Origin of the sequence: Actinomarinicola tropica (assembly GCF_009650215.1) — a bacterium.
GTDB lineage: Bacteria > Actinomycetota > Acidimicrobiia > Acidimicrobiales > SKKL01 > Actinomarinicola > Actinomarinicola tropica.
The window spans coordinates 2,990,662-3,013,762 of record NZ_CP045851.1 but is presented as its reverse complement, the minus strand read 5'-3'; the positions used below and the strand labels follow the sequence as shown (position 1 = coordinate 3,013,762).

The 23,101-nt window shown below is 68.2% G+C and carries 28 protein-coding genes, 1 pseudogene and 1 riboswitch; of the genes and pseudogenes, 17 read left to right on the top strand and 12 right to left on the bottom strand.

Annotated features, from left to right (window positions below):
• Positions 1–3 precede the first annotated feature (3 nt).
• From GH723_RS14800 to GH723_RS14785, 4 genes are all read right to left on the bottom strand, one after another.
• Positions 4–366, bottom strand: a complete 363-nt coding sequence (locus GH723_RS14800; protein WP_153760371.1) for an NADH-quinone oxidoreductase subunit A — start codon at positions 364–366, stop codon at positions 4–6.
• A 3-nt stretch (positions 367–369) separates the two neighbouring features.
• On the bottom strand, positions 370–516 hold the full coding sequence (locus GH723_RS14795; protein WP_153760370.1) for a YHS domain-containing protein: 147 nt from the start codon (positions 514–516) through the stop codon (positions 370–372).
• A 72-nt stretch (positions 517–588) separates the two neighbouring features.
• Positions 589–1,248: a response regulator gene (locus GH723_RS14790; RefSeq protein WP_267471320.1), complete on the bottom strand. Its 660-nt coding sequence runs from the start codon at positions 1,246–1,248 to the stop codon at positions 589–591.
• Positions 1,241–2,554: a GAF domain-containing sensor histidine kinase gene (locus GH723_RS14785; RefSeq protein WP_153760369.1), complete on the bottom strand. Its 1,314-nt coding sequence runs from the start codon at positions 2,552–2,554 to the stop codon at positions 1,241–1,243. Before GH723_RS14785 ends, GH723_RS14790 begins: the two co-directional genes overlap by 8 nt.
• Before the next feature lie 142 nt (positions 2,555–2,696).
• Between GH723_RS14785 and GH723_RS14780 the strand changes: the two genes are divergently transcribed.
• The 4 genes from GH723_RS14780 (at position 2,697) to GH723_RS14765 (ending at position 5,603) form a co-directional block, all read left to right on the top strand.
• Positions 2,697–2,930 (top strand): DUF2933 domain-containing protein, encoded by a 234-nt coding sequence (locus tag GH723_RS14780; RefSeq protein WP_195210339.1) that lies wholly within the window; start codon positions 2,697–2,699, stop codon positions 2,928–2,930.
• A gap of 256 nt (positions 2,931–3,186) precedes the next feature.
• Positions 3,187–3,483, top strand: a complete 297-nt coding sequence (locus GH723_RS14775; RefSeq protein ID WP_153760367.1) for a hypothetical protein — start codon at positions 3,187–3,189, stop codon at positions 3,481–3,483.
• Between the two features lie 160 nt (positions 3,484–3,643).
• A riboswitch (Fluoride riboswitch) is annotated at positions 3,644–3,708 on the top strand.
• Between the two features lie 163 nt (positions 3,709–3,871).
• Complete coding sequence (locus tag GH723_RS14770; protein ID WP_195210338.1) at positions 3,872–5,116, top strand: ISL3 family transposase; 1,245 nt, start codon at positions 3,872–3,874, stop codon at positions 5,114–5,116.
• A 184-nt stretch (positions 5,117–5,300) separates the two neighbouring features.
• Positions 5,301–5,603 (top strand): hypothetical protein, encoded by a 303-nt coding sequence (locus GH723_RS14765; protein ID WP_153760366.1) that lies wholly within the window; start codon positions 5,301–5,303, stop codon positions 5,601–5,603.
• 297 nt (positions 5,604–5,900) lie between these two features.
• On the opposite strand, the gene GH723_RS19265 is transcribed toward GH723_RS14765, so the two are convergent.
• On the bottom strand, positions 5,901–6,119 hold the full coding sequence (locus GH723_RS19265) for a D-alanyl-D-alanine carboxypeptidase family protein (RefSeq protein ID WP_407650225.1): 219 nt from the start codon (positions 6,117–6,119) through the stop codon (positions 5,901–5,903).
• 140 nt (positions 6,120–6,259) lie between these two features.
• Here GH723_RS19265 and GH723_RS14755 point away from each other — a divergent pair, with 140 nt between their 5' ends.
• Positions 6,260–6,577, top strand: coding sequence for a helix-turn-helix domain-containing protein (locus GH723_RS14755; RefSeq protein WP_153760365.1), 318 nt, complete (start codon positions 6,260–6,262; stop codon positions 6,575–6,577).
• Positions 6,574–7,512 carry an integrase core domain-containing protein gene (locus GH723_RS14750; RefSeq protein ID WP_153760364.1) on the top strand — a complete coding sequence of 313 codons (939 nt, stop codon included), beginning with the start codon at positions 6,574–6,576 and terminating at the stop codon, positions 7,510–7,512. Before GH723_RS14755 ends, GH723_RS14750 begins: the two co-directional genes overlap by 4 nt.
• Here the strand turns inward: GH723_RS14750 and GH723_RS14745 are convergent.
• Positions 7,458–8,564 (bottom strand): IS1380 family transposase, encoded by a 1,107-nt coding sequence (locus GH723_RS14745; protein WP_324248603.1) that lies wholly within the window; start codon positions 8,562–8,564, stop codon positions 7,458–7,460. The two genes, GH723_RS14750 and GH723_RS14745, sit on opposite strands and share 55 nt — an antisense overlap.
• A gap of 194 nt (positions 8,565–8,758) precedes the next feature.
• Between GH723_RS14745 and GH723_RS19260 the strand changes: the two are divergent.
• Positions 8,759–10,054: pseudogene (locus tag GH723_RS19260) on the top strand (heavy metal translocating P-type ATPase); the annotation flags it as partial.
• A 229-nt stretch (positions 10,055–10,283) separates the two neighbouring features.
• A complete protein-coding gene (locus GH723_RS18915) occupies positions 10,284–10,799 on the top strand; it encodes a hypothetical protein (protein ID WP_229022856.1) in 516 nt (171 codons plus the stop codon).
• A 60-nt stretch (positions 10,800–10,859) separates the two neighbouring features.
• Here the strand turns inward: GH723_RS18915 and GH723_RS14730 are convergent, their stop codons facing one another.
• From GH723_RS14730 to GH723_RS14710, 5 genes are all read right to left on the bottom strand, one after another.
• Positions 10,860–11,525: a TlpA disulfide reductase family protein gene (locus GH723_RS14730; protein ID WP_153760360.1), complete on the bottom strand. Its 666-nt coding sequence runs from the start codon at positions 11,523–11,525 to the stop codon at positions 10,860–10,862.
• Positions 11,522–11,890, bottom strand: coding sequence for a DUF3703 domain-containing protein (locus GH723_RS14725; protein WP_153760359.1), 369 nt, complete (start codon positions 11,888–11,890; stop codon positions 11,522–11,524). The genes GH723_RS14730 and GH723_RS14725 overlap by 4 nt, the downstream gene beginning before the upstream one ends.
• Positions 11,877–13,697 (bottom strand): heavy metal translocating P-type ATPase, encoded by a 1,821-nt coding sequence (locus GH723_RS14720; RefSeq protein WP_229022855.1) that lies wholly within the window; start codon positions 13,695–13,697, stop codon positions 11,877–11,879. Before GH723_RS14720 ends, GH723_RS14725 begins: the two co-directional genes overlap by 14 nt.
• A 190-nt stretch (positions 13,698–13,887) precedes the next feature.
• Positions 13,888–14,826 carry a cation diffusion facilitator family transporter gene (locus GH723_RS14715; protein WP_153760357.1) on the bottom strand — a complete coding sequence of 313 codons (939 nt, stop codon included), beginning with the start codon at positions 14,824–14,826 and terminating at the stop codon, positions 13,888–13,890.
• Entirely contained in the window at positions 14,826–15,233 is a 408-nt protein-coding gene (locus GH723_RS14710; protein WP_229022854.1) for an ArsR/SmtB family transcription factor, read from the bottom strand. Before GH723_RS14710 ends, GH723_RS14715 begins: the two co-directional genes overlap by 1 nt.
• A gap of 135 nt (positions 15,234–15,368) precedes the next feature.
• Between GH723_RS14710 and GH723_RS14705 the strand changes: the two genes are divergently transcribed.
• Positions 15,369–15,992: a DsbA family protein gene (locus GH723_RS14705; RefSeq protein WP_229022853.1), complete on the top strand. Its 624-nt coding sequence runs from the start codon at positions 15,369–15,371 to the stop codon at positions 15,990–15,992.
• 58 nt (positions 15,993–16,050) lie between these two features.
• Positions 16,051–16,632 carry a vitamin K epoxide reductase family protein gene (locus GH723_RS14700; protein WP_195210335.1) on the top strand — a complete coding sequence of 194 codons (582 nt, stop codon included), beginning with the start codon at positions 16,051–16,053 and terminating at the stop codon, positions 16,630–16,632.
• Positions 16,633–16,925: 293 nt separating this feature from the next.
• Here GH723_RS14700 and GH723_RS14695 read toward each other — a convergent pair whose 3' ends face one another.
• Complete coding sequence (locus GH723_RS14695) at positions 16,926–17,516, bottom strand: CPBP family intramembrane glutamic endopeptidase (protein ID WP_195210334.1); 591 nt, start codon at positions 17,514–17,516, stop codon at positions 16,926–16,928.
• 267 nt (positions 17,517–17,783) lie between these two features.
• Here GH723_RS14695 and GH723_RS14690 point away from each other — a divergent pair, with 267 nt between their 5' ends.
• The 7 genes from GH723_RS14690 (at position 17,784) to GH723_RS14660 (ending at position 23,086) form a co-directional block, all read left to right on the top strand.
• Complete coding sequence (locus GH723_RS14690; RefSeq protein ID WP_267471350.1) at positions 17,784–18,131, top strand: BlaI/MecI/CopY family transcriptional regulator; 348 nt, start codon at positions 17,784–17,786, stop codon at positions 18,129–18,131.
• Positions 18,128–19,009, top strand: coding sequence for a M56 family metallopeptidase (locus GH723_RS14685; RefSeq protein ID WP_153760353.1), 882 nt, complete (start codon positions 18,128–18,130; stop codon positions 19,007–19,009). Before GH723_RS14690 ends, GH723_RS14685 begins: the two co-directional genes overlap by 4 nt.
• A 73-nt stretch (positions 19,010–19,082) precedes the next feature.
• Entirely contained in the window at positions 19,083–20,036 is a 954-nt protein-coding gene (locus GH723_RS14680) for an undecaprenyl-diphosphate phosphatase (protein ID WP_153760352.1), read from the top strand.
• Positions 20,037–20,116: 80 nt separating this feature from the next.
• Positions 20,117–20,989 carry a hypothetical protein gene (locus GH723_RS14675; RefSeq protein ID WP_153760351.1) on the top strand — a complete coding sequence of 291 codons (873 nt, stop codon included), beginning with the start codon at positions 20,117–20,119 and terminating at the stop codon, positions 20,987–20,989.
• Positions 20,990–21,159: 170 nt separating this feature from the next.
• Positions 21,160–21,690 (top strand): copper chaperone PCu(A)C, encoded by a 531-nt coding sequence (locus GH723_RS14670; protein ID WP_195210333.1) that lies wholly within the window; start codon positions 21,160–21,162, stop codon positions 21,688–21,690.
• Positions 21,648–22,298: an SCO family protein gene (locus GH723_RS14665; protein WP_153760349.1), complete on the top strand. Its 651-nt coding sequence runs from the start codon at positions 21,648–21,650 to the stop codon at positions 22,296–22,298. Before GH723_RS14670 ends, GH723_RS14665 begins: the two co-directional genes overlap by 43 nt.
• Positions 22,295–23,086 carry a DUF1775 domain-containing protein gene (locus GH723_RS14660; RefSeq protein ID WP_153760348.1) on the top strand — a complete coding sequence of 264 codons (792 nt, stop codon included), beginning with the start codon at positions 22,295–22,297 and terminating at the stop codon, positions 23,084–23,086. Before GH723_RS14665 ends, GH723_RS14660 begins: the two co-directional genes overlap by 4 nt.
• The last annotated feature ends 15 nt before the right edge of the window (positions 23,087–23,101 follow it).

Below are 23,101 nucleotides of genomic sequence, written 5' to 3'. Positions count from 1 at the left end.
CCCTCAGGCCCACCGCAGCGCCCGCTCCCGCCAGGCGTAGAGCACGCCCAGGAGCAGGATCGTGATGAACATGCCCATCTCGGCGAGGGCGATCCCTCCTTCCCGGACGAACACGACAGCCCACGGGTACATGAAGACCATCTCCATGTCGAAGGCGAGAAACAACAGCGCCATCACGTAGTAGCGGGCGTGGAACCGGCTCCACGCGTGCGTCTCCGGTGGATGGCCGCCGAGGAACGGCACCCGCTCCGATGCCGTCTCGCCCACCCCCGCTATGGCATCGCTTGCCGACCGAAGCGCCACGAGCGCGACGGTGGCAGAGACGAAGACGGCGAGCGCCGCACCGAGCGACCCCAGAGCGGCCATGTGCTAGGTGTAATCGTCAGGGTTCTCGCGGAACTCCTCTGCGCAGTCCTGGCTGCAGAAGTAGTACGTCGAGCCACCGTGCTCGACGGTCGCCACAGCGTCTGATTCGGCGATCACCATCCCACACACCGGATCTTTGACATCGGCCATGATTCCCTCCTTCCGGTCGAACCTTCCCCAAACAGTTCTACTACGTGGCGTCGTCCAAGGCTCTGGGGGCGGCTATGGCGATCCGTCCCCTTCGAGCAGTCCCGCGTTCCTGGCGATGCGAACGAGCGCGGCGCGGGTGCGGACGTTGAGCTTCTCGTAGATGCGCGCTCGGTGGGTTTCGACCGTTCGAACCGAGACGTAGAGGCGTTCGGCGATTTCGGCGTTCGTGAGGCCGTTGGCGATGAGTACGAGGACCTCGACCTCGCGGTCGGACAACTCACCGCCGGGCCCGGCAGGGCGAGCAGTCTGCGCATCGGGGGCGAGCAAGGCGGCGCCAAGGCTGGGATGGACGTAGTCCTTGCCTGCGGCGACCTGGCGGACCGCTTGGACCAGGTCGACATCGGCCGCTTCCTTCACGAGGTAGCCGACTGCGCCGGCGCCGAACGCCCGGCGGAGGTAGGCGACGTCGTCGTGCACGGTGAGCACGAGCACTCGAGTCGCCGGGCTGACCGCACGCACATCGGCGGTGGCGGCGATTCCGCTGCGATCCGGCAGGCCCAGATCCATCACGAACACGTCGGGCCTGGTCGAGGTGACGATCGCCACCGCCTCGGCCGCGGAGCCGGCCTCGCCGACCACCTCGAGGTCGGTCTCGGCTTCGAGGATGTGGCGCAGTCCGCTGCGCACGACGGCGTGGTCGTCGCACAGGGCGATGCGGATGTGGTCAGCCACGCCGCACCTGCAACACGACGGTGGTCCCGGCCCCAGGCGCTGACGTGACCGAGACGGTGCCCCCGACGAGGTCGGCCCGCTCCAGCATGCCGTCGATCCCGAGGGCAGGTCGTGTCGGAACCTGCTGCGGATCGAAGCCGGTTCCGTCGTCCTCGACCAAGACCCGGATCGTGCCGTCGCGGCCGACGAGGGCGACGCTGACTGTCGTCGCGGACGCGTGGCGGACGACGTTGGTCATCGCCTCTTGCACCACCCGGTAGATCACGGTCTCGACCTCCGGTGCGAGGCGTTCGTCGGGTGCCAGCGCGGCGGTGTCGAGCTCGACGCTCAGACCGCTGCGCGAGGCGACGTCGTCGGTGAGGCGCTGCAGCGCTGCGGCCAGGCCGACGTCATCGAGCACGGTCGGCCGGAGGTCGAACGCCAGCTGCCGAGTGCGGCGCAGGCCGTCGGCCACAAGCTCTCGAAGCTCGGCGACCCGCCGCCGGGCGTCGCCTGCGTCGACGTCCGGTTGGGCGAAGGAATCCTCCACCAGCCGCAGCCCGAGCAGCACTGACGTGAGAGCCTGGCCGACGTCATCGTGGAGATCGCGGCTGACCCGCGCACGCTCGGCCTCCTGGGCGGCGATGACCTGGCCGAACAGCTCACGCCGGGCGCGGGCTTGCTCCACGGCGGCGGCACGGCTGCGCTCGCTGGCCAGTAGCTCTGCCGTCTCGATGGCGCCCGCCGCGAAGGCCGCCAACGCCGTCACGAGGGCCTCGTCGGTGTCGTCGAAGGGGGCGCCGTCTGCCTTCTCTGTGAGGTAGAGGTTCCCGTACCGGCGCCCGGCCCGCAGGATGGGCACACCCAGGAAGGTGCGCATCGGCGGGTGCCCGCGCGGGAAGCCGATGGAGCGGGGATCAGCCGACAGGTCGGCGAGTCGGACAGGTGCCTCAGCGATGATCACCTCGCCCAGGAGACCTCGGCCGCGTGGGTAGGCCCCGATCGCATCGACGGTGGCGGCGTCGACCCCGTGGTGCGCGAACGTGGTGAGCTGGCCCGATCCGTCATAGACGCCCAACGCAACGTAGCGAGCGTCTGCGACGTCGGCCGCGCTCTCGACGATCTCCTGCAGGACGTCGTCGCGCTCGTGGGGCGCGCTCAACTCGACGGCTGAGCGCAGCAGCCTGCGTAGACGTTCCGGCCAGCCCCCGATCAACGGGCTCGGATCTTCGGTGGTCACGGGTGCCGGCGTCGAGCCAGCCTCATCGATGACATGGTGTAGTAGATCATAGGCGCCGCCGGGGGATCGAGCTGTCCGCCAATCCACCACCTCCGTCGATGAACGCGCTCCGTCTGCCTGGGCAGGGTCGGTATCGGGCCGCAGCCGGACTCCGTAGTGAGGCCGGATGCCTCATCGGCGCAAGCGGGACACGATGACGACGTCAGCTTCGACCAGAGAGGTGCACGTCATGCACAACCACGGCAGCCATACAAAGCTCATGTTCGCTGCTGCGGCAGGCTTCGTCGTTCTCGCAGCGTTGGGAATCCCGGTCCTGTCCTACCTGCCGCTGCTCGCCATCGTGGCGATCTGCCCGCTGATGATGGTCTTCATGATGCGTCGCATGGATCATGGAGGCGCCGAGCACGGCAGCGATACCAACCACGTCCACGACGAAGGCCGCCCCGCCGCTCACCGGTACTGATCTTCACGGCGTAGGTGAGCGGCACCCCGGGTGTCGGGACTTGATTCTCCGGGGCCCTGCCACGCCCGGTGGATCCCCCCCCCCCCACGCCCGCCACCGTCAGAGCCCGGTCATCTCCGAAGCGTCACCAATCGGGTGGCTGCGCGATTCGGGGTGAGTGCGCGATTGCCGCAGCAACGATCCGTAGTTGCCGCCGGTGCGCTTGTTCTCGAGATGTCCGATGCTCAGGAAACACTCGAACAACAGGAGGACGACGATGAACGCAGAACGCACCTTCAAGCGACTGGCCGTCTTCGCGGGGCTCTTCTTCACAGGGATCATCGCGCTCGGCCTTGCAAACGAGCCGCAGGGCGGGTCGGCGGTCCCGGCTCGGCCGGCGCCTAGCTATTCCCACGAGGTGCTCCAGCAGGACGCCTTGATGACGCAGCAGATGTCGACACCGAACGCTCCGGTTCACAGGAACGATGCGCAGCTTGGGCGCTCACAGGATCCTGGCTACGTCCGTGCCTTCGAACAACACCAGGAAGACATCGACCGGATGCTCGCCCAGTAGACATCCCAGGTCTGGAGTGTCGAGCGCCGTTCAACGCCAAGGCTCCGGTAGCGGCCAAAGACCTAGGTGGACATCGGCAGCGGCACCGCCCGCCTCGTCGAGGGTCATCGGGTCAGCCTCAGTGATCCGATTCGAAGCTGGTGCCGGGGCGTACGCGTAGGCTCCGAGCGGCGATGGAGCTCACCGACGAACAGCCCGCCGTGTGCTGATGGCTCCTACGATCCAACAGGAGCGATCCCGGCGCTTCGCGGATGAGCGGGGTGTGAGGGTCCCTGACGCGTAGCAGGGGCCCTGCGAACTTGGCGATGTCTGACGTCGTCGAGTCCGAGGTGCCCCTGCTGTGTTCAACGCTACGCGCGCGTGCGAGCTTCTTGTCGGTCTTGGCGCTGTGAAGGTCCTCGAGGTGGTCGAGCCGCTGGTCGGCCGGCTCGAGATCACCGTCGAGTCGATCGTGGACGCGCCGGTCTGTCCGAACTGCGGGGAGCGGGCGTGGGTCAAGGACCGGCCGGTGGTCGAGCTGGTCGATCTCACCTGCTTCGGCCGCCCGGTGACGTTGCGGTGGCGCAAGCACCGGTTCTGCTGTCCGAGGCGGTGGTGCCGGCAGGGGTCGTGGACCCATGAGGACCCGCGGATCGCCGCGCCGCGGTTGTCGGTGACCGACCGGGCTGGGCGGTGGGCGACCCGCCAGGTCGGCCGCAACGGCCGGGCCGTGTCCGATGTCGCGGCTGAGCTCGGCGCGGACTGGCACGCGATCAACGACGCCGTGATCGCCTACGGGACCGCGCTGCTCGACGCCGACCAGACACGGGTCGGCGCGGTGGCGGCGCTCGGGGTCGATGAGGTGCTGTTCGCCCGGCTGGGTCGATGGCGGACCCAGGCGTGGTCGACCTCGATCACCGATGTCACCTCGGGCCAGCTGCTCGACGTGATCGAAGGGCGCTCCTCGGCGGGGCTGTGCGCGTGGTTGGCGGCCATGCCCGTCACATGGCGTGACGCGATCGCCTGGGCGGTGCTGGACCTGTCGGGGCCGTGGCGCCTCGCGTTCGACACGATGCTGCCCGACGCCGGCCAGGTCGCCGACCCGTTCCATCTCATCAAGCTCGCCAACCAGCGCCTCGACGAGGTCCGCCGCCGCGTCCAGCAGGACACCCTGGGGCATCGGGGCCGCAAGGACGACCCGCTCTACCGATCCAGGCGGCTGTTGACCCGAGCCGACGAACGCCTCGACGACAAGGGCAGAGAGAAGCTGTTGGGACTGCTCGACGCCGGTGACCCCCGAGGCGAGGTCCGCACCGCGTGGCACGCCAAGGAGACCGTGCGCGGCATCTACGACATCGACGACCCCACCGTCGCTGCCGAGTTCATCGATCGGCTCGGCCACGACCTCCAAGACGAGTCCTGCCCGCCCGAGGTCCGCCAGCTCGGCCGCACCATCACCAAGTGGCGCCACCAGATCGCCGCCTGGCACCGGGCTCGCGTGTCCAACGGGCCGACCGAGGCGATCAACAACCTCATCAAGAGGGTCAAGCGGGTGGCCTTCGGGTTCCGCCGCTTCGCCCACTACCGCGTCCGCGCCCTGCTCTACGCCGGCCGCCCCAACTGGGCGCTACTCGCCACCGTCACTCCCCGCTGAAACGCGAAGCGCCGCGATCCCGATGCCGTCAGCGCGGCCTCGGCAAGCTCACCCCCGTCGAGTTCGAGCTCGCCTTCGCCCCCGACAACACACCCGCCGCCCACGCGGCATGATCAGTCACAACCACCGTCAACCGAACCCGCGGCAGACCCGGACGTCGACCAGCGCATACGAGAGGAGCCCCGTGACCAAGACTCTCTACACCCTCATAGCAATCATCGTGGCGTTCATCGCTGGTCTGATCGTCTATGACGTCTTCTTCGTCGAGGAGGAACCAGCCGACATCGCCTGTCCCGCGGAGGCGACCAGCCGTTACACCGAGGACGAGCTCCACGCCGCCTTCACGATGACACAAGGAATGTCGCGCGACGAAGCCAACCCCATGTGGCACGACACCCAGCTCGAGCAGGCCCTCACCGATCCCGTGTTCGTCGCCGAACTCGAAGCACACTTCTGTCGGATGCGGGACATGGTCGGTGGTCGCTGACATCACGAGGTCGCAGCCGATCAGAGGACCGTACGACACATCGTCTTGGCTCGGGAGGCGTGCCCACGGACCTCGAAAGAGAAGCGCGATCGCAGATGAGATGACCCTTGCGGATGGCAGCGCCCTGGAGGTTGTACCGGGAGCCTGACGTTGTCGGGCGCGGTCCCGCACAGCGGGCCGCCATGCGGCCGCGATCTGGGCCTTCGTCGTTCAGGGGATCGGTGTCGTCGGTGCGTCGACGACTCATGTGGCCGACCGGGCGACCGCCGAGTCGAACGACGGCGGACGGGGTGCCAGCTACTGGGCTGGTCGGTAGGTCCAGTGCCACGGTTCTCGCGGCACGTCCTCCACGAAGCCGAAGCGTGGGGCGTTCGCCTTCATCCAAGCCTCGGACGCGGGGTTCAGGTCGAGGTCGACCGAGAGACCCCATCCGTGGTTGCTCGTGCCTGGAGTAGCCGCGAGTCCCCCTTGGGAGTAGAGACCCTTCTCTGTCGCCCGCCAGTGGGGTGGGACCACCTGGGTGTGAGTTTCGCCAATGGGATGGGGCCATCTCGTCGCCAGTGATGGGACCACCCGTTCGCCAGTGATGGGACCACCTGTCCCGCTTCAGGAAATCCGGCTCAGGTCGTAGCTTGATCTGACCCTGGAGGTTCTTGATGCCCCGTCCGAGTGCGTTGCCGCCGGAGGAGAAGACCCGGCTGGTGCTGTCGGTCCTCGCCGGCGAGTTGAGCGTCGCCGACGCTGCCCGCAAAGCGAAGGTTTCCGAGCAGTCCGTGTCGAACTGGAAACGCCAGTTCATCGAGGCCGGCCGCCAAGGGGTCGCCGAGGGCGGCAAGCCCGGCCCGAACAGCCGGGAGCGGGCGCTGCTCGCCGAGCTGGAGGAGGTGAAGGCGGCGCTCGGCGAAGCCCATGTGGAGCTGCGTGTGTGGAAGCGTTCAGCTGAGCTGCTCCCCCCATCGAGGACCTCGAGATGATCCGGACCGACGCCGGCATGAGCATCTCGCGGTTCGCTGAGCTGATCGAGGTCCCGCGCCGCACCTACACCCGTCAACGAGCCCGCTGGATGGCCGGGGAGCCTCCGAAGGGCCCATGGCCGGCGCCGACGGTGGAGCGGATCGAGCCGACCGTGGCGAAGCTCGCTGCGGAGTTCCCCGCGTGGGGGCACCGCAAGATCTGGGCGTTGCACAACCTCGACCATCCCGACCAGCCGGTGTCGCAGAGCTCGGTGCGTCGGGCCATGGCACGACGCGACCTGCTGCAACCGGCGGGCTACCAGCGAGAACGTCGCGAGCTCGCGAAGGCCCGGCGGGCGGCGTTCGTCGACCCGCCCACTCACCGCAACCAGGTGTGGCAGCTCGACTTCTCTGAGTTCGAGACCACCCGCGATGGCCGCTGGCAGATCGCCGGATGCGCCGACTACGTCGCCAAGTACGAGTTCGACCGGTGGATCTCACCCACCCAGATGCGCCACGACGCCATCGAAGCGGTCAAAGCCGCGATCGCCGAAGCCGAAGAGCTCCTCGGCCGGCCACTCATCGAGGACATCTGCGACCCGCTCACCGGCGAGATCCACCCCGTCGTGGTCGTCACCGACAACGGCCCCGCCTTCCGCTCCGCCGCGTTCGCCCGGTTCATCGCGTCCAGACCCGAGCTGACCCATGTCCGGACCCGTCACCGATCACCCGGCACCAACGGCGTGCGCGAGCGCGGGTTCGGCACCCTGAAGTACGAACAGCTCTACCGCCACGACATCGATGACGGCATCGACCTCGCCCGCCATGTCGAGCACCAACGCCAGATCTTCAACACCCGCCGACCCCACGAGGCCCTCGACTGGCGCCTCCCCCGAGACGTCTACCTGACCACCCCACCCAACTTTCCCCACCCCGAAACTGAGCCAGATTCCTGAAGCGGGACATTCGCGAGCCCGCAGGCTTTGGTGTCGCGGATGACGTTCTCGGCGCGGGCGCGGCGGCGTTGGAACAGCTCGAGGCTGGCGATGTCGTCGTCGGTGTCGTCGGTGATGAACGCGGTGTGGCGCTTGCCTTCGATGGTGTCGAACAGGGTGAGCTGCGCGCCGGGGTGTGGGGTCTCGCGGCGCACGATGAGGCGGGTCCCGGTCGGCCATGCGGCGAGGTTCACGTGGTCGGTGAGTTCGACGACCTCGGCGCCGGGACGCAGTGCGCCGTGGCCGTCGGTCGCTGGTTGCCAGGTGTTGTCGTCGATGAACAAGAGGCCGTCGCGGACGCGTTCGTCGATCTGGTAGCCGATCGAGAAGCCGATGTTGCGGGCCCGGCAGTCCTCGGCGAGCCAGTGCGACGCGCCTGCAGAATCAGCTCGCACGACCAGTTCTTTGGCCGCGTCGTCGCGGTGGTCACCGCGGCGGTGCCCGACGCGCCACTCGGGCGGGAGCGCGGCGATCGCGTGTTCCAGCACGACGATGTGGTCGACCGCGGTGTTGGCGCCGGCGTTGCCGGGCCGCATCATCCCGGCGAGGACCTCGTCGCAGTCACCGGCCATCGCCAACAAGGGGTGGTGCCCGTAGGTGCGCTTGTAGGTCGGCGCCGCGTCCTGCTTGTCCGCCTTGGTCGTCACGATCGTGGCGTCGATGTCGATCACCAGATCCTCGCCGTCAGGGCCGGCGCCGGCCGCCCACGCCCGCTCGCGGGCCACGGCGCGGGAACGAGCGAGTCCGCGAAGCTCCGTCGGGCCGACGGCGTTGAACGTGCGCCACACCGTCGGGTCCGACGGCACCTTCCCGGCGATCGCGGGCTGGTTGCGCAACACCGCGATGTCCGACAACGCCGTGGCGCCATCGGCAAGCGCCAACACCATCTGGCCCATGGTGCGGCCCGGCCGATGAACACGACGCGGGAGCCCGGCGAACGCGTCGTCGAGCCCGGCGGTCAGCCCGCACAGATCAGCGGTCTCGGCGAGCCACACAAGCCCGCCCCGGGACACGAGCACCTCCGCGTTGCCGGTCACGGTCCGCGGCGAAGCGAGCCTGGTAGATTCCACGATGAAAGCCCTCTTGATTCTGGGGTTCTGATGTGTGTTCGACGACCCACATCATCCCAGGTCAGGAGGGCTTTTCGCGAGCCGACTCAGGCCCGCTGTGAAAGATCGTGGCTAGGCGTCTCGATGTCGACCTGTTGATGGTCGTGGCCGCGGTCGCGGCAGCGATGCTCGGTCAGTGGCGAGATGGTTCGTTGCTGATCTTCATCTTCGCGACCACCGGGGCACTCGAAGAGGCGGCGACCGAGCGCACTGCAGCGGGCGTGCGGGCTCTGCTGGTCGACGCCCCCGAGTCGGCTGAGCGACTCGAAGCGGATGGCGGGACGACTCACGTCGCGCCTGACGACCTGCTGGTCGGCGACCGGGTCCTCGTCCGACCAGGTGCCCGCATTCCGAGCGACGGGGTCGTGGTTGACGGGGAGGCAGCTGTCGACGAGTCCTCGCTCACGGACGAACCGCTCCCGGTTCGCAAGGTTGCGGGCCGGACGGTCTTCGCCGGGGCGACGGTCACCGAAGGTGCCCTGGTCGTGGAGGCGACCGAGGTGACCGCCGACAGCACCTTGGCGCGCCTTGCCGCCGCAGTGGACGAGGCCATCGAACAGCAGCCGCCCACACAACTGTTCATCGAGCGATTCGAGCAGCGCTACTCGATCGGTGTCGTCGCGACCGCCGTGCTCCTCGTCGTCGTGGGGCCGTGGTGGTGGGGGTGGACCACCGAGGACACGGTGATGCGGATCATGACCTTCCTCGTCGTGGCATCCCCTTGCGCCGTGGTGCTCGCCACCATGCCCACCACGCTCTCCGCGCTCGCCGCCGCCGCCCGACACGGCGTCCTCATCCGTGGCGGCGCGGTCCTCGAACGGTTGGCCGCCGTCGACCTCGCCGCGTTCGACAAGACCGGCACCATCACCATCGGCTCCCCCCAGGTGGTCGACATCGCCCTCGTTTCCGGCCGCTCCGGCACAGCCGACCAACTCGACGAGGACACGTTGCTCGGCCTCGCAGCGGCGGCTGAACGCTGGAGTGAACACCCCATCGGCCAGGCCATCGTCACCGCCGCCACCGAACGAGGCATTGCGCTCGCCGAAGCGACCGACGTCGAGTTGATTCCCTCGCGCGGCGTACAGGCCACTGTGGACAGCCGACGGGTCCGGGTCGGAGGCGCGGCACTCCTCGGTGACCTCGATTCCGGCGACGCCAACACCGTCGTCGGCATCGAGGTCGACGGCACGCTCCGCGCCCGACTCACGCTTGACGACGAGATCCGCGTCGAAGCCAGTTGCACCGTCGCGTGTCTCGTCGATGGAGGGGTGCGTGAGACCTGGCTCCTCACCGGCGACCGCATCACCAGCGCCAGCCGGGTCGCGACTGCCGTCGGCATCGACCACCACGCTTACGACCTCCTGCCGGACGGCAAGGCCGACGCCATCCGCCGACTCGGCGTCGACGGGCATCGAGTGGTGTACGTCGGCGACGGCGTCAACGACGCCGCCGCGCAACGGCGCCCTCTACGCCGCGCTCGCGGGGCCGCGGCAGCGCTTCACAGACGAACTCGACGAGAGCGATCAAGACCAGTTCCGCAGCGACCTCCAGGCGTATGGCCGGGCCTACGCGTTCCTCTCCCAGATCGTCGACTGGACCGACACCGACCTCGAGAAGCTCTACGTGTTCGCCCGCTCACTACTGGCCGACCTGCCAGCTCGGAGCGGCGCCGCCGGGATCGACCTCGGCTCCGAAGTGGAGCTCACCCACCTCCGCATCGAGGCTCGAGGCACCGTCGACGCCGCCAGCGCCGACAACGCCACCGGTCCGCTCGACGCCTTCCCCGGAGAGGGAGCCGGTCCCGCCGGTGACCCGCAGACCGAGCGGCTCTCCGCCATCGTGGGTCGGCTCAACGAGAAGTACGGCTTCCAACTCTCGATCACCGACGCCCTGCTCTTCGAGCAGTTCAAGGGCGACTGGTCAAGCGACCCCGAGCTCGTCGCCGCGGCGAAGGCAAACACGTTCGAGAACTTCATGATCGTGTTCGCCACGAAGTTCATGAACGTCGTGCTCGGCCGGATGGACACCAACGCCGAGATCTTCAAGGCCCTCCTCGACAACCAGGGGTTCGCCGAGGACCTCAAGCACACCTACGGCCGCGACCTCTACCAACAGCTGCACGCACCAGAAGGGCCCTGACACTCCACCCGGGGAGGGGCCGTTCGACGACGATCCGCCCCGCTGAGACGCTCAGCGCCGCTACTCCCCCAGGTGTTCGGTCTCGTCGTCGGTCGCCTCGTCGGTCTCGGTCCCGGCCGGTTCGGTGTCGGGTTCGGCCGGTGCGGGCGGCAGCCCGCGGGCCTGGGCCAGGATCGACTCGAGGTCGGACATCGTGACCCCGCCGACGAACTTGTGGACCACGATGCCCTGCGGCGAGACGAGGAACGACTCCGGGAGCGCCCTCACCCCCCAGTCCACCGCGAGCGAGCTCACATCTTCGGCGAGCACCGGCCACTCGCCGCCGTTTTCGGCGAAGAACGCCTCGATGTCGGGAAGATCGTTCTGAAAGGCCACGCTGACGACCTCGACATCGCCTGCCTCGGCATGAGCCTCGTAGAACGCGACGAGCTCAGGATGTTCCACGCGGCAGGGCGCGCACCATGTGGCGAAGAAGTTGACGAGGACCCAGCGCCCCCGTTCGTCGTCGATGTCGAAGGTGCCGCCGTCGAGCGTTCGGCCCGCAACAGCGGGAGCGGCGCGTCCGAGGAGGGGGCTGCGGTCCTCATCGGGTCCGCCATCGCTGAGAGCGAGCATGACGACGAACGCCACCATCACCATGCCGACGACACTCGAGGCGATGAGCGCCGTTCGCCGACGTGGCGGCGTCGCATCGACGTACCGGGCCGAGGTGACGGGCTCGCTCATGGGATGAGGAGGTGGCGTCGGAGCACGGTCGCGACCTCGTCGGGGAGCTCTGCGGTATCGGTGAGACCCATCGCGGTGCGCCCGGTGTTGCGGGTGGGGTAGCGGCCGACGAGGGAGCCAGGTCCCGCGGCGGCGCGACGGACGACTTGGCCGACGGCCTCTCGGCGGTCACGTTGGCGGAGGGCGACCGCCAACATGGCGGCATGGACCCGGACGTGCGGCCACGCCCACGGTTGGGACAACTGGTGCACCCGTTCGAGCGTTGGCCACGGATCGTCCGCTGACCTCGCAGCGGTGAGCTCGTCGTCGATGAGGTCGGCGATCTCGACGGGTGTGGTCCATCGAGAGCCTCTACGCGTGGGCATGGGCGAGTTCCGACTGGTCGCGGTTTCGGATCGGTCGAGCGGCAGGCCGCTCGGGGTTGGACCGCGCCCGCATGGCGTTGGCGATGACGAGGATCTCGGCGCCTTCGTGGACGGCCACCACCGTGCCGAGGCCGAGCATGCCGACGGCGGCGATGGGGACGAGGGCGGCGATGATCAAACCCGACAGGACCAGGTTCTGGACCATGATCCGTCGTGTTCGCCGAGCGTGGCCGACCAGCGCGGGCAGGTGGGTGAGCTGGTCGCCCATGATGGCGATATCGGCGGCTTCGACCGCCACATCGGAGCCGAGGGCGCCCATGGCGATCCCGACATCGGCGGTGGCGAGAGCCGGGGCATCGTTGATGCCGTCGCCGACCATCGCCACCGCCGCCCTGCTCCGCAGCTCGGTGATCGCCGTCTGCTTGTCATCGGGAAGCAGCTCGGCGCGCACGTCGTCGATCCCTGCGGCGCGAGCGATGGCGACGGCGGTGGCGCGGTGGTCGCCGGTGAGCATCGTCGTGTGGATGCCGAGGCGGTGCAGCGACTCGATGATGGTGGGAACTTCGGGGCGGAGCTCGTCGCGCACCGCGATCGCGCCGATGGGTGTCCGGTCGCGCTCGACGATGACGACGGTGGCTCCGGACTCCATCATTCGGGCGACCTCGGTGTCGAGGGGGCCGCCGGGGACGAAGCGGGGACTGCCGAGACGAACGTCGTGGTCACCGACCTGGCCGGTGATGCCCGCGCCGGCGATCGTCTGGACATCTGATGCGGGTCCGGTCGGGTGCCCAGCGGCGGTGATCGCCGCGGCGAGGGGATGATCGCTGTTGGCTTCGAGGGCGGCGGCGAGGCCGAGCACGGTGTCGCGGCTGGTGCCGTTGGTCGCCACGTCGACCACCACCGGCCGGTTGCGGGTGAGGGTTCCGGTCTTGTCGAAGGCGACGACCCGTACTCGGGCGAGAGCTTCGAGGGCGGCGCCGCCCTTGATGACCGTGCCGGTCCGGGTGGCGGCGCCGATCGCCGCGAAGGTGGTGACCGGAACAGAGATCGCCAACGCGCACGGTGCGGCGGCGACGAGGACCACCAGCGCCCGTTCGATCCACACATCTGGGTCGCCGACGACGGACCCCACGAACGCGATGGCGGCAGCGAGGACCATGATCCCCGGTACCAACGGCCGCGCTACCCGGTCGGCGAGGCGCTGTGCGTTGCTCTTGTGCTCCTGGGCCTCCTCCACCGTGTGAACGATGCGGGCGAGGGTGCTGTCGGCGGGGGCGGCCGTCGCGATGATGTCGAGCTGCCCACCGCCGTTGATGCTCCCTGCGACGACCCGGTCGCCAGCGGTGCATTCGACGGGGATCGACTCGCCGGTCACGGCCGACACGTCGAGGACCGACTGGCCCTCTGAGACGAGGCCGTCGGTCACCAAGCGCGCTCCGGCACGCAGCACGATCACCTCACCAGTGCGAACGTCGTCGGTGGCGACTTCGGCGACTACGCCGTCGCGCCGCACCAGCGTGGTCTCGGGGACGAGCTCCAGCACCGCGCGCAGACCACGTCGGGCCCTCGTCACCGCCCAGTCCTCGAGCGCTTCGGACACCGAGAAAAGGAACGCCAATGCCGCCGCCTCACCGAGTTGACCCAAGACGAGCGCTCCGGCGCCGGCGATGGTCATCAAGAGGCCGACACCGACACGCCCACCGCGCAGCGCCCTGAGCGACGATGGGACGAACGTCAACCCGCCCGCCACGACCGCGACCACGAACGCCACATCGGCGGCAGTGTCCGCATCGGAGATGCCGGCCACGATCCCGACCAGCCATGCGGTCGCCGCGGTGCCAGCGGCGATGGTCCGCCACCCTTCCTGCCAACCACTTGGGGAGTCGGATCCCGCTTCTCTCGCTGGGCCAGCGCAGCAGGAATCGCTCATCAGCAGTCTCCCGAGATACATCGATCAGCGTCGGAGCGGTCGACGATGATCGTGCTCCGGTGGTCGCTCACCATTGGAGCTCGTCGCATCCTTGGTGGTCGGCGGGCTCGACCTGGAGGGTGGCGTGCGCGATGCCGAACCGGGTCTGCAGGACCTCCCGAGCCTGGTCGAGCACGTCGTGTGTGTCGGTTCCGACGCTCACCATGAGGTGTGCCGAGGCGTTCTCCATCTCAGAGGTGAGGGTCCAGACGTGGAGGTCGTGGACATCCACCACACCGGAGAGCGCACCGAGCTCTGCCCGCATGGCCTCGAGATCGACATCGGGGGGCGCGGCTTGGAGCAGGATGCGCACCGCCTGACCGCCAAGGCGATAGGCGCGGGGCAGGATCCAGAGCCCGATGGCGGCCCCGACCACGGGATCGACCCAGGTCCATCCCGACACCTCGAGCACGATGGCTGCGACGATGACACCGACCGAGCCGAGGGTGTCGGCGAGGACCTCGAGGTAGGCGCCCTCGACGTTGAGGCTCTCTTTGGACCCTTCTCGGAGAAGCGCGAAAGCGACCAGGTTCACGATGAGCCCGAGGCCCGCGACGACGAGCATCGGGATGCCGAGCACCTCGGGTTCGCCGGTGATCCGTTGGGCCGCCTCGACGAGGACGTAGATGGCAATGCCGAAGAGGAGCAGCGAGTTGACGAAGGCGGCGAGGATCTCGAGTCGGTAGAGGCCAAAGGTGTTCTGCCCAATGCCCCGGTCGGTGGCGGCGCGTTCGGCGTGGCGGGAGGCGAGCTGGATGGCGGCCAGCGCCATGCCGATCCCGATGGCGTCGGTGAGCATGTGCCCGGCATCGGAGAGGAGGGCGAGAGAGTTGGTGAGCACTCCGCCGACGGCCTCGACGACGAAGAAGGTGGCGATCAGGACGAACGAGATCGCCAGGCGCTTCTGGTGCCGAGCACCGGCCCGCAACGCGCCGCCACCATGGTTGTGGGAGTGGTCGGCACCCATCAGCGGTCTCCGCTCTCGTCGGGTGGGGTTCCGTGCAGGAGATGCTCTCGAGACAGGTCGAGAAGCATTCGGACGTGAGCATCGTCGAGGCGGTAGTAGATCATCCGGCCGTCACGGCGGTTGCGGACGATGCCGGCGCCGCGCAGCAGGCGCATTGCGTGTGAGACAGCGGTCTCCGAGACGCCGACGGTTGCAGCAAGGTCGCACACGCACAGCTCGCCAGCCTCGAGGAGCGCGTAGAGGATGCGCACACGGTTCGGTTCTCCGAGCAGCTTGAAGCAGTCGGCCAAGGCTTCTGCCTCATGTCCGGCCAAGAGGACATCGCGAGTCGCCGCCACCTTGTCGGGATCGACACAACGGACCGCACACGCGTCCAGTGTCGAAGCAGGCTCCGTCGATATCTTCACATCTGTGAAGATGTCACGAGAGCGGGCGAGACGCAAGTGCCCCGATGCTGATGCGATCTCATCTCGTACATAGTGTACGACTTAGTGGCGCCGGGCATTGTCCGCCTGGCGGATCGGAGAGACGTGAGCAGGAACGTGAAGATCTCGTTGGTGATGGTCGTCGCCGCTGTTGGGGTGGCTCTGATCGTCGCCAACACCGAGGGCAATCCTGGCGGGACCGCGCCGGATGCCGCGGGGCCGCAGGTAGTGCGCGCCGACAGCCAACGTCTGTCCACGGGCGACACCGACGCCACGTTCGTGGAGTTCCTCGACTTCGAGTGCGAGGCGTGCCGCGCCGCGCACCCGATGGTCGAGCAGTTGCGATCTGCCTACGGGGACGACATGACGTTCGTGGTCCGGAACTTCCCGCTGCACAACAACTCCGAGGCGGCAGCGCAGGCGGCCGAGGCCGCGGCCGCGCAAGGACGGTTCGAAGAGATGTACGACCTGCTGTTCGAGACACAGCCCCAATGGGGTGAGAGCGATCAGTCACAAGAAGACGTGTTCTTCGGCCTCGCGGAAGATCTCGGTCTCGACATGGAGCAGTTCCGTGGCGTCTACGACGATCCCGCCACGCTCGAGAAGATCCGCCGGGACAAGGCCGACGGCCAAGCACTCGGCGTCACGGGCACGCCGACCTTCTTCCTCGATGGCGAGAAGGTCGAGGTGGAGAGCTTCGAGGAGCTCCAGGCCATGATCGAGCAGGCGATCGGTGGCTGACCAACTCCACCGTGCGGCGGATGCACGCGGTGGGTCGTCTGGGTCGACTGTCGCCACCTTGTCCGAGCTGCGCCTGACCTGGTTGTTGATCGTGGCCGGCGCAGTGGGCTTGGTGGCGGCCTTCACTCTGCTCATCGAGACGATCGCCCTGCTCGAAGACCCCAGCTACGTCCCGAGCTGCAGCATCAACCCCATATTGAGCTGTGGCTCGATCATGCGCACCGATCAGGCCGAGGTGTTCGGCTTCCCGAACCCGATCATCGGCGTTGCCGGGTTCATGGGAGTGGTCGTCGTCGGGATGGCGATGGCCGCAGGAGCGTCGTTCAGGCGCTGGTTCTGGCTCGGACTCCAGGCGGGCGTGACCTTCGGGGTCGTCTTCGTGCACTGGCTGATCTTCCAGAGCCTCTACCGCATCGACGCCCTGTGCCCGTACTGCATGGTCGTGTGGGCCGTGATGATCCCGCTGTTCTGGTACACCACGCTGCACAACGCCGACCAGCGGATCGTGCCGGTTCCGGCCCGGGTCCGGATGTTGGTACGGACATACCACGGGGTGGTGCTGACCGGCTGGTACCTCATCATCGCGGGCCTGGTGGCGCAACGGTTCTGGGACTACTGGTCATCGCTGCTGTCGACATGAACGGACCTCACATGATGCTCTTCGCTGCAGGCGCCACCAACGGCGGGAACAGCCCGAACAACGTCGCTGCCCTCGCCGGGTTCGCCCTGACGGCCGTGTGGATCCTCATCTGTGTGGTTCTGATCGTCCGCCATCGACGTCGACAGCCCGTGCCGCCGCGGTCGAATCCCGTCGGCAACCCGCCCGGGCGCCCCTCTTCTGGACCCGGAACCGACGATCACGACGACGGCGGAACTCCGCCGGTGCCCCGTGGGTCCTCGTGACACGCCGGCCGCTGAGGCTGCCTCGTGCGTTCAGAGCAGGACGAGGGCAGCGAAGGTCGTGGCGTTGAACCCGACGTGTACCGCGATGGCGGAGCCGAGGCGCCCGGTGCGGACGGTGGCGCCAGCGAAGATCAGGCCAGCCAGGGTCAGGCCGGCGAACTGCAGTGGCTGAAAGTGGGTCGCGCCGAAGATGATCGATGACCCGAGGACCGCTGTGGCCGTGCCCCACTGTGCGCGCATGGTTCGAAGGAGCAATCCGCGAAAGAAGAGCTCCTCGACGATGGGTGCGATGATCACCACGCCGAGACCCACGACGATGAGGCCGCCACCACCGAGGTCGCCCAACAGCTCATCGGCCGGCGCCGACATCTCGCTGAGGTCGAACAACGAACGGAACGGGAGGTACAGGGCGGGCAGGGCCACGAGCTGGGTCAACGCGCCGATGGCGAGGCCGACCGGGACATCGGTCCATCGAAGTTCCGCGGCCGTCGAGCCCACCACCCATACGCCGAACTGTGCTCGTGCGTACACGACCACACCGATGAGGATCGACCAGAAGCCGATCTGACCTGCGACGAGCGCGACAACACCATCGGCGTCACCACTGGCCGCGGCACCCATCCCGCCGGTGACCGCAGACGCCAACACCGCCATGACGTAGCCGCCGAGGATCGGAAGGAACCGGACGAACCCGGGCGAGGGTGCCACGGGTACTCTCTGGCACGTCATGTCGTACAGCGTGTCGCACGTCGCGGGTCGTGGCGAAATCGACGGTCGAGGAGATCATGGAGGAGTGGCGAGACACGACTCGGGATCACCGAAGTGCCGCTGCGTTTCACGAGACAACCGGGAGAACATGCGGTGACGAACCGACCGAGTCGACGAGGGATGGGTGAGCTCGAGGCTGAGGTCATGTCGATCCTGTGGGACGGCGATGGCTGGATGACACCCCGTCAGGTCCTCGAGAGGGTCGGCTCGGAGCCGCCTGTCGTCTACTCGACGGTCATGACGATCCTTCGTCGTCTGTGGAAGAAGGGCATCGTCGATCGTCGACGATCCGGCAGGGCGTTCACCTACCACCCGGTGCGGGGCCGAGGAGAGCAGACCGCGGAGCGGATGACCAGGTTGCTCGAAGCGGCGGATGACCCGGAGACGGCCTTGAGCCACTTCCTCGGCGGTATGGACGCTCGGCGCCGTCGTCGCGTGCGCGAGATCCTCGACGAAGGATCGCGATGACCGTCCTTCTGCTCCTGTGCGGACTGGTCGCGGTCGCGTTGCCCGGGATCCGCCCTCGGCCGCTGGTGGCAGCGAGCCCCCGGTGGTTCGCCCGACTCTCCGCCGTCGCAGTGGCGATGGGATTGGTGTGCATCGCGGCCGCTCTCGCTCTCTCGGCGGCGGTGAACCTGCTGCTGGCTTCACCAGCCTCCACCGCCGGACACCTCGCCCCTGGAGGTCGCGGCGGATCGATCGTGGCGACGCTGCTGTCGGTGTGGATCATCTGCCGGACGGCGCCGTTGCTGATCCGCGCCAGGAGTGCCCACAAGGCGGCCCGCGCTGACGGGTGGCTCGGCGAGCACCGCAGGACCGACACGCACGACCTGGTGGTCCTGCCGACCACCATCCCAGTTGCGTACAACGTTCCCGGACGGCGTTCGCAGATCGTGATCTCCGAGGGCCTTCGCCAACAACTCGACGAGGACATGTTGCACTTCGTGATCGATCACGAGCGTGCCCACCTTCGCGCCAAGGACCGCCGAGCGACCGTGCTCACGCTCACCCTCGAAGCGGTGGTGCCGTTCCTCCCGTTCGCCATGCGCACTGCCGCGGCCATGAGGGTGGCCATCGAACGTGCCGCCGATGAGGCCGCTGCGGGTTCGGAGATCTCCCGGCGCCGGCGCCTTGCCGCCAACATCCAAGGTGTGGCTCTGCACGTGCGGGCATCGTGCGCACCGGAGATGACCCAGTTTCGCGCCCGACAGCTCGCGGTTGCGCCGACCGAGGCGCATCCGCTTGTGGCCGCGGCGGCAGCCGGGATCGCACTGGTGGGTGCGAGTGCACTGTCTGTCGCGTTCCATACCAGCGGCCACTTCGCCCCGTACCTAGCGCTCCATTGATGGGGAGCCCTCTCGTGAGTGGGGCCGAGCCGCTCCGCGGCCGGAGCGACGGGTGCCGCTCGGGGTTCGAACGATGATCGGCACCTCCGACAGTCCTGTGATCGAGTGGATCCACCGATCGACGAGGCTGATCGCCGCGGCGGTCGGCCTGGGCCTGTTGCTCCTCGCGGGCATGGCCGCGATGGAGGCTGGCGACACGGCGCTCTCGATTCCCGAGGCCCTACTTCTCGGTGTGATCGAAGGGCTGACCGAGTTCCTTCCCGTCAGCTCCACCGGTCACCTCACCGTGGTCCAAGAGCTTCTCGGCCTCACCACCTCAGCGGACGCCGAGCGCTCGGCCGACGCCTACGCCATCATCATCCAGTCCGGCGCGATCCTGGCGGTGGCGGTCCTCTACCGGACCCGGATCGCTGCCATGCTGCACGGGTTCAAGCCGGGCGCCCGCCACGAACCCGACCGCCGGTTGGCGCTCGCTCTCGTCATGGGCTTCGTCCCCGCCGGCATCGTCGGATTGGTCGCGGGCGACCTCATCAAAGAGCACCTCTTCGGACTGTGGCCCACGATCCTCGCCTGGGCCGTGGGTGGTGTTGTCCTGCTCGCGTGGCCGACCGCATCGAGGTCGGGGAAGCGATCGTTGAAAGATGTGACAGTCGCCCACGGAGCGGCGATCGGGGTGATCCAGTTGATCGCCATGTGGCCGGGCGTCAGCCGCAGTCTCGTCACGATCCTGGCCGCACTGATCCTCGGCTACACGATGGCCGCGGCAGTGGAGTTCAGCTTCTTGCTCGGTGTCGTGACCCTCGGAGCGGCCACCACCTATGAAGCCTGGGACAACGGCGCGCAGCTCATCTCCCAGTTCGGCGTCATCGCTCCCGCTGCTGGCTTCTTGGCATCGCTGATCTCGGCCGCCGCTGCCGTTGCGTGGATGGTCCGGTATCTCGAGCGGCGCGGCCTGGCGGTCTTCGGTTGGTATCGCCTGGCTGTTGCCGGTGTGGTGGGGGCGGCTGCCCTCGTGTCGGGGACCTGACTCTGAGCGATCCATCACCGAGCGGCGATCGCGCGACTCGACGGCGTTCCGCGAAGCGGTTCAGCCTCTACCGTGGCGTCGTGAGCTGGAGGCCCGAACCTCGCGCAGCGTCGGGGGCCGCGAACGTGAGTGTACGAGCGCTGGCCACCGCGGTCGTCGTGGTCTCGGCTCTTTTGGCGGGGTGCGCTGACCGAACCGGCCCAGCCGGCGACCTCCGCGCCGCGCTCGACGACCTCGACGAGCCGGATCGGTTCACCCTGACCTACCTATCCCACGGCAGCCAGGTTCTCGACTGCTTCGCCCCGAACCGTTCGTTCACACTCGAGGTCGATCAATCGACGCGGCGGGTTGACGCGCGCGTCGCCGACGATGGGACTGTCCTGGCACAGCGCGACGGCGAGGTGGTGATGCTGCACCGCTCGCTGTTCGCGGCCGATGCCGTGGCATCGAGCTGGGTCGAGGTCGATCTGCGGACGATCGACGCAGCCAGCGAGGAGGTGCTCCGCCGTGTGCTGGGGGCTGACCTGTCCGGGTACCTCCTCGCTCCGGACCTTCCGTCTTCGGGCGAGGCGATCGCCGCCGCCAGCGCCGAGATCGCCGAAGAGGTCCAACAGCTCAGTGAGGATGCGAACGGCGTCACCTTCCGGGTCACGCTCGATGCCGAACGGTTCGCTGCCGAATCTGGAGGTCCTGATGTCGGCGACCCGTCGATGAGCGATGCGCCACCTCCGGTGATCGAGCTCACCATCGATGATGTCCGCGTGAGCCAGGTCACAGTCCGCCCTCCAGGTCGAGAGGATGGCAACGCGGCGGGTTGGTCGATCCGGTTCGGCTCCCTCGACCCGGGGACCGCACCTCCGAGGACTGGATCGGTTGCGGCACTCGGCCAACTGGACCTCGCGCAGTTGTTCCCCCGTTCGTCCGGCACGTGCGCGCTTGGTTCGCCGCAGTAGTGGCCACGCAAGGGAGCGCTGTTGGTCGCAAGGTGGCGATGTCGCTCTCGGCCTCCGCGAAGCGGGACTTGCCGCTGGCGCGTGCGGTCGGCGACCATGCGGCCGTCATGCACGATGTCGACCTACCCGCGCGTCGACCCCCACGGCAGCGTTCGTTGGCCGGAGTCACGGTGAAGCGGCGCATCAGGGTGGATCGGTTCGGCTCACTGCTCGCGCTTCTCGCCGTTGTGCTGCTCGCTGTAAGTTGCGCAGACGAGGCTCAGGCGGGCGTGTTGAGCATCAGCGCCGCACGAGTCGACCGGCCCGCCAATCCCGACGTGGCGGCGGTTCGACTCACCATCGAGAACGGAACCGGCACGAGCGATGCGCTGGTCGCCGTGTCCAGCCCAGATGCGGCTCGCGCCTCGGTCCACCGCTCCGGGGTCGACGACGCCGGACGGGCCACGATGGAACCGGTCGAGCGTCTCGAGCTTCCCGCTGGCGAGGCAGTCGAGTTCGCGCCGGGCGGTCTCCACGTAATGCTCGAGGAGCCGGTCAGCGACCTTCAAGTCGGCGACGAGATCTCACTGACGTTCACCTTCGAGAACGCCGGCGAGCGCACCATTGCTCGTGCCTGTGGTCGAACCGGGCACGAGCGCCGGCGAGATGGAGGAACACCATGGTTGAGCTCCCCTGGACCCGGCGACGGTTCCTCGGTCTGATGGGCGGAGCCTCTGCCGCCGCCGTGCTGGCCGGGTGCGGGTCCAATCCAAGCTCACCGGCGGCGACGCCGCCCGAGGAGTGGGGAGGCGTGCTCGTCGACCCGCCCCTCGACAAGCCGGACGTCACACTCCAGACAACCGACGGACAGCCCTTCCCGTTCCGAGACGCGACCTCGGGGAAGCTCACCATGCTGTTCTTCGGGTTCACCAACTGCCCCGACGTTTGCCCGATCTGGTTGAACACGGTCGCCCGAGCCCTGGAGGAGATCGGATCGGGGCCGGGCAGCGATCCCCAGGTCCTGTTCGTGGGCGTCGACGTCGCCCGCGACACCCCCGAGGTGCTCGACACCTACCTCGACCGGTTCGATCCCACCTTCATCGGCCTCACCGGGACGGAGACCGCGATCGCAGCAGCGAACGACGCTCTCTACTTCCCGTCGATCGTCATCGGCGCGCCCGATGAGGCCGGTGCCTATGAAGTCGGTCACTACGCACGCGCGGCCGTGTTCTCGCCGGACAACACCGCACATCGCCTGTACGGCTACGACGTCAGCGTCGAAGAGCTCGTCCACGACCTGCCACTCCTCGCAGAGGGGACCTTCAGATGAACGCCGCGCCGCGGTCCCGCGGCCTGAACCAGCTGGTCCCGAAGATCGTCGTCGGCGTCGTGGCTTCGGTGCTCGCCGCAGCTGCTGTCCAGGGAGTTGCCGGCGCCCACACCGAGGCCGACATCATCGGCGTGGCCGCAGGTGAGCAGGTGACCCTGAACCTCCGGCCGAACCACGGATGCGGCGACTCCCCGACCATCGAGGTGGCCATCCTCGCTCCCCTGGAGGGCGCCACGGCCGAGCCAGTCGACGGCTGGAACGCGACGTCAGAGGGGTACGGCGAGGGCCAGACCGTCCTCGAATGGGCGGATGGCGTGCTGCCGACCGAGGAGATCGGCGCGTTCCCGGTCACGTTCATTGCGCCGGACTCGGTCGGTGAGCTGCTCCTCTTTCCCTCGGTCCAAGTCTGCGAGAACGGTGACGAGCTCCCATGGATCAGCGGTGACCCCGGCTCCGAGTACCCCGCCCCGCGGCTGCTCATCCTGCCGCCCGGCTCGGTGCCCGCCGCGACGATTGACGACGTGCCGGCCGGAACGCCCGGCCGTGAGCTGCTCACCTCGATCGTTGACCCCACGCCGGCGACCGCCCCCAGTACCACGCAGACCACTGCGTCGAGCGACGACTCTTCCGGCGTGACCACGTCGACTGTCCGGTCCGCCGAGCCAGATGCCCCGGACGGGCCATCCGAGGATGACGGCATCCCATTGGCAATCCCAGTGCTCGCCGGCGCGGCCGTGGTCATCGTTGGTGGCGGGCTCCTCATGTGGAAGCGTCGCAGCGCTGGCTGACGGCCGGTCGGTCTG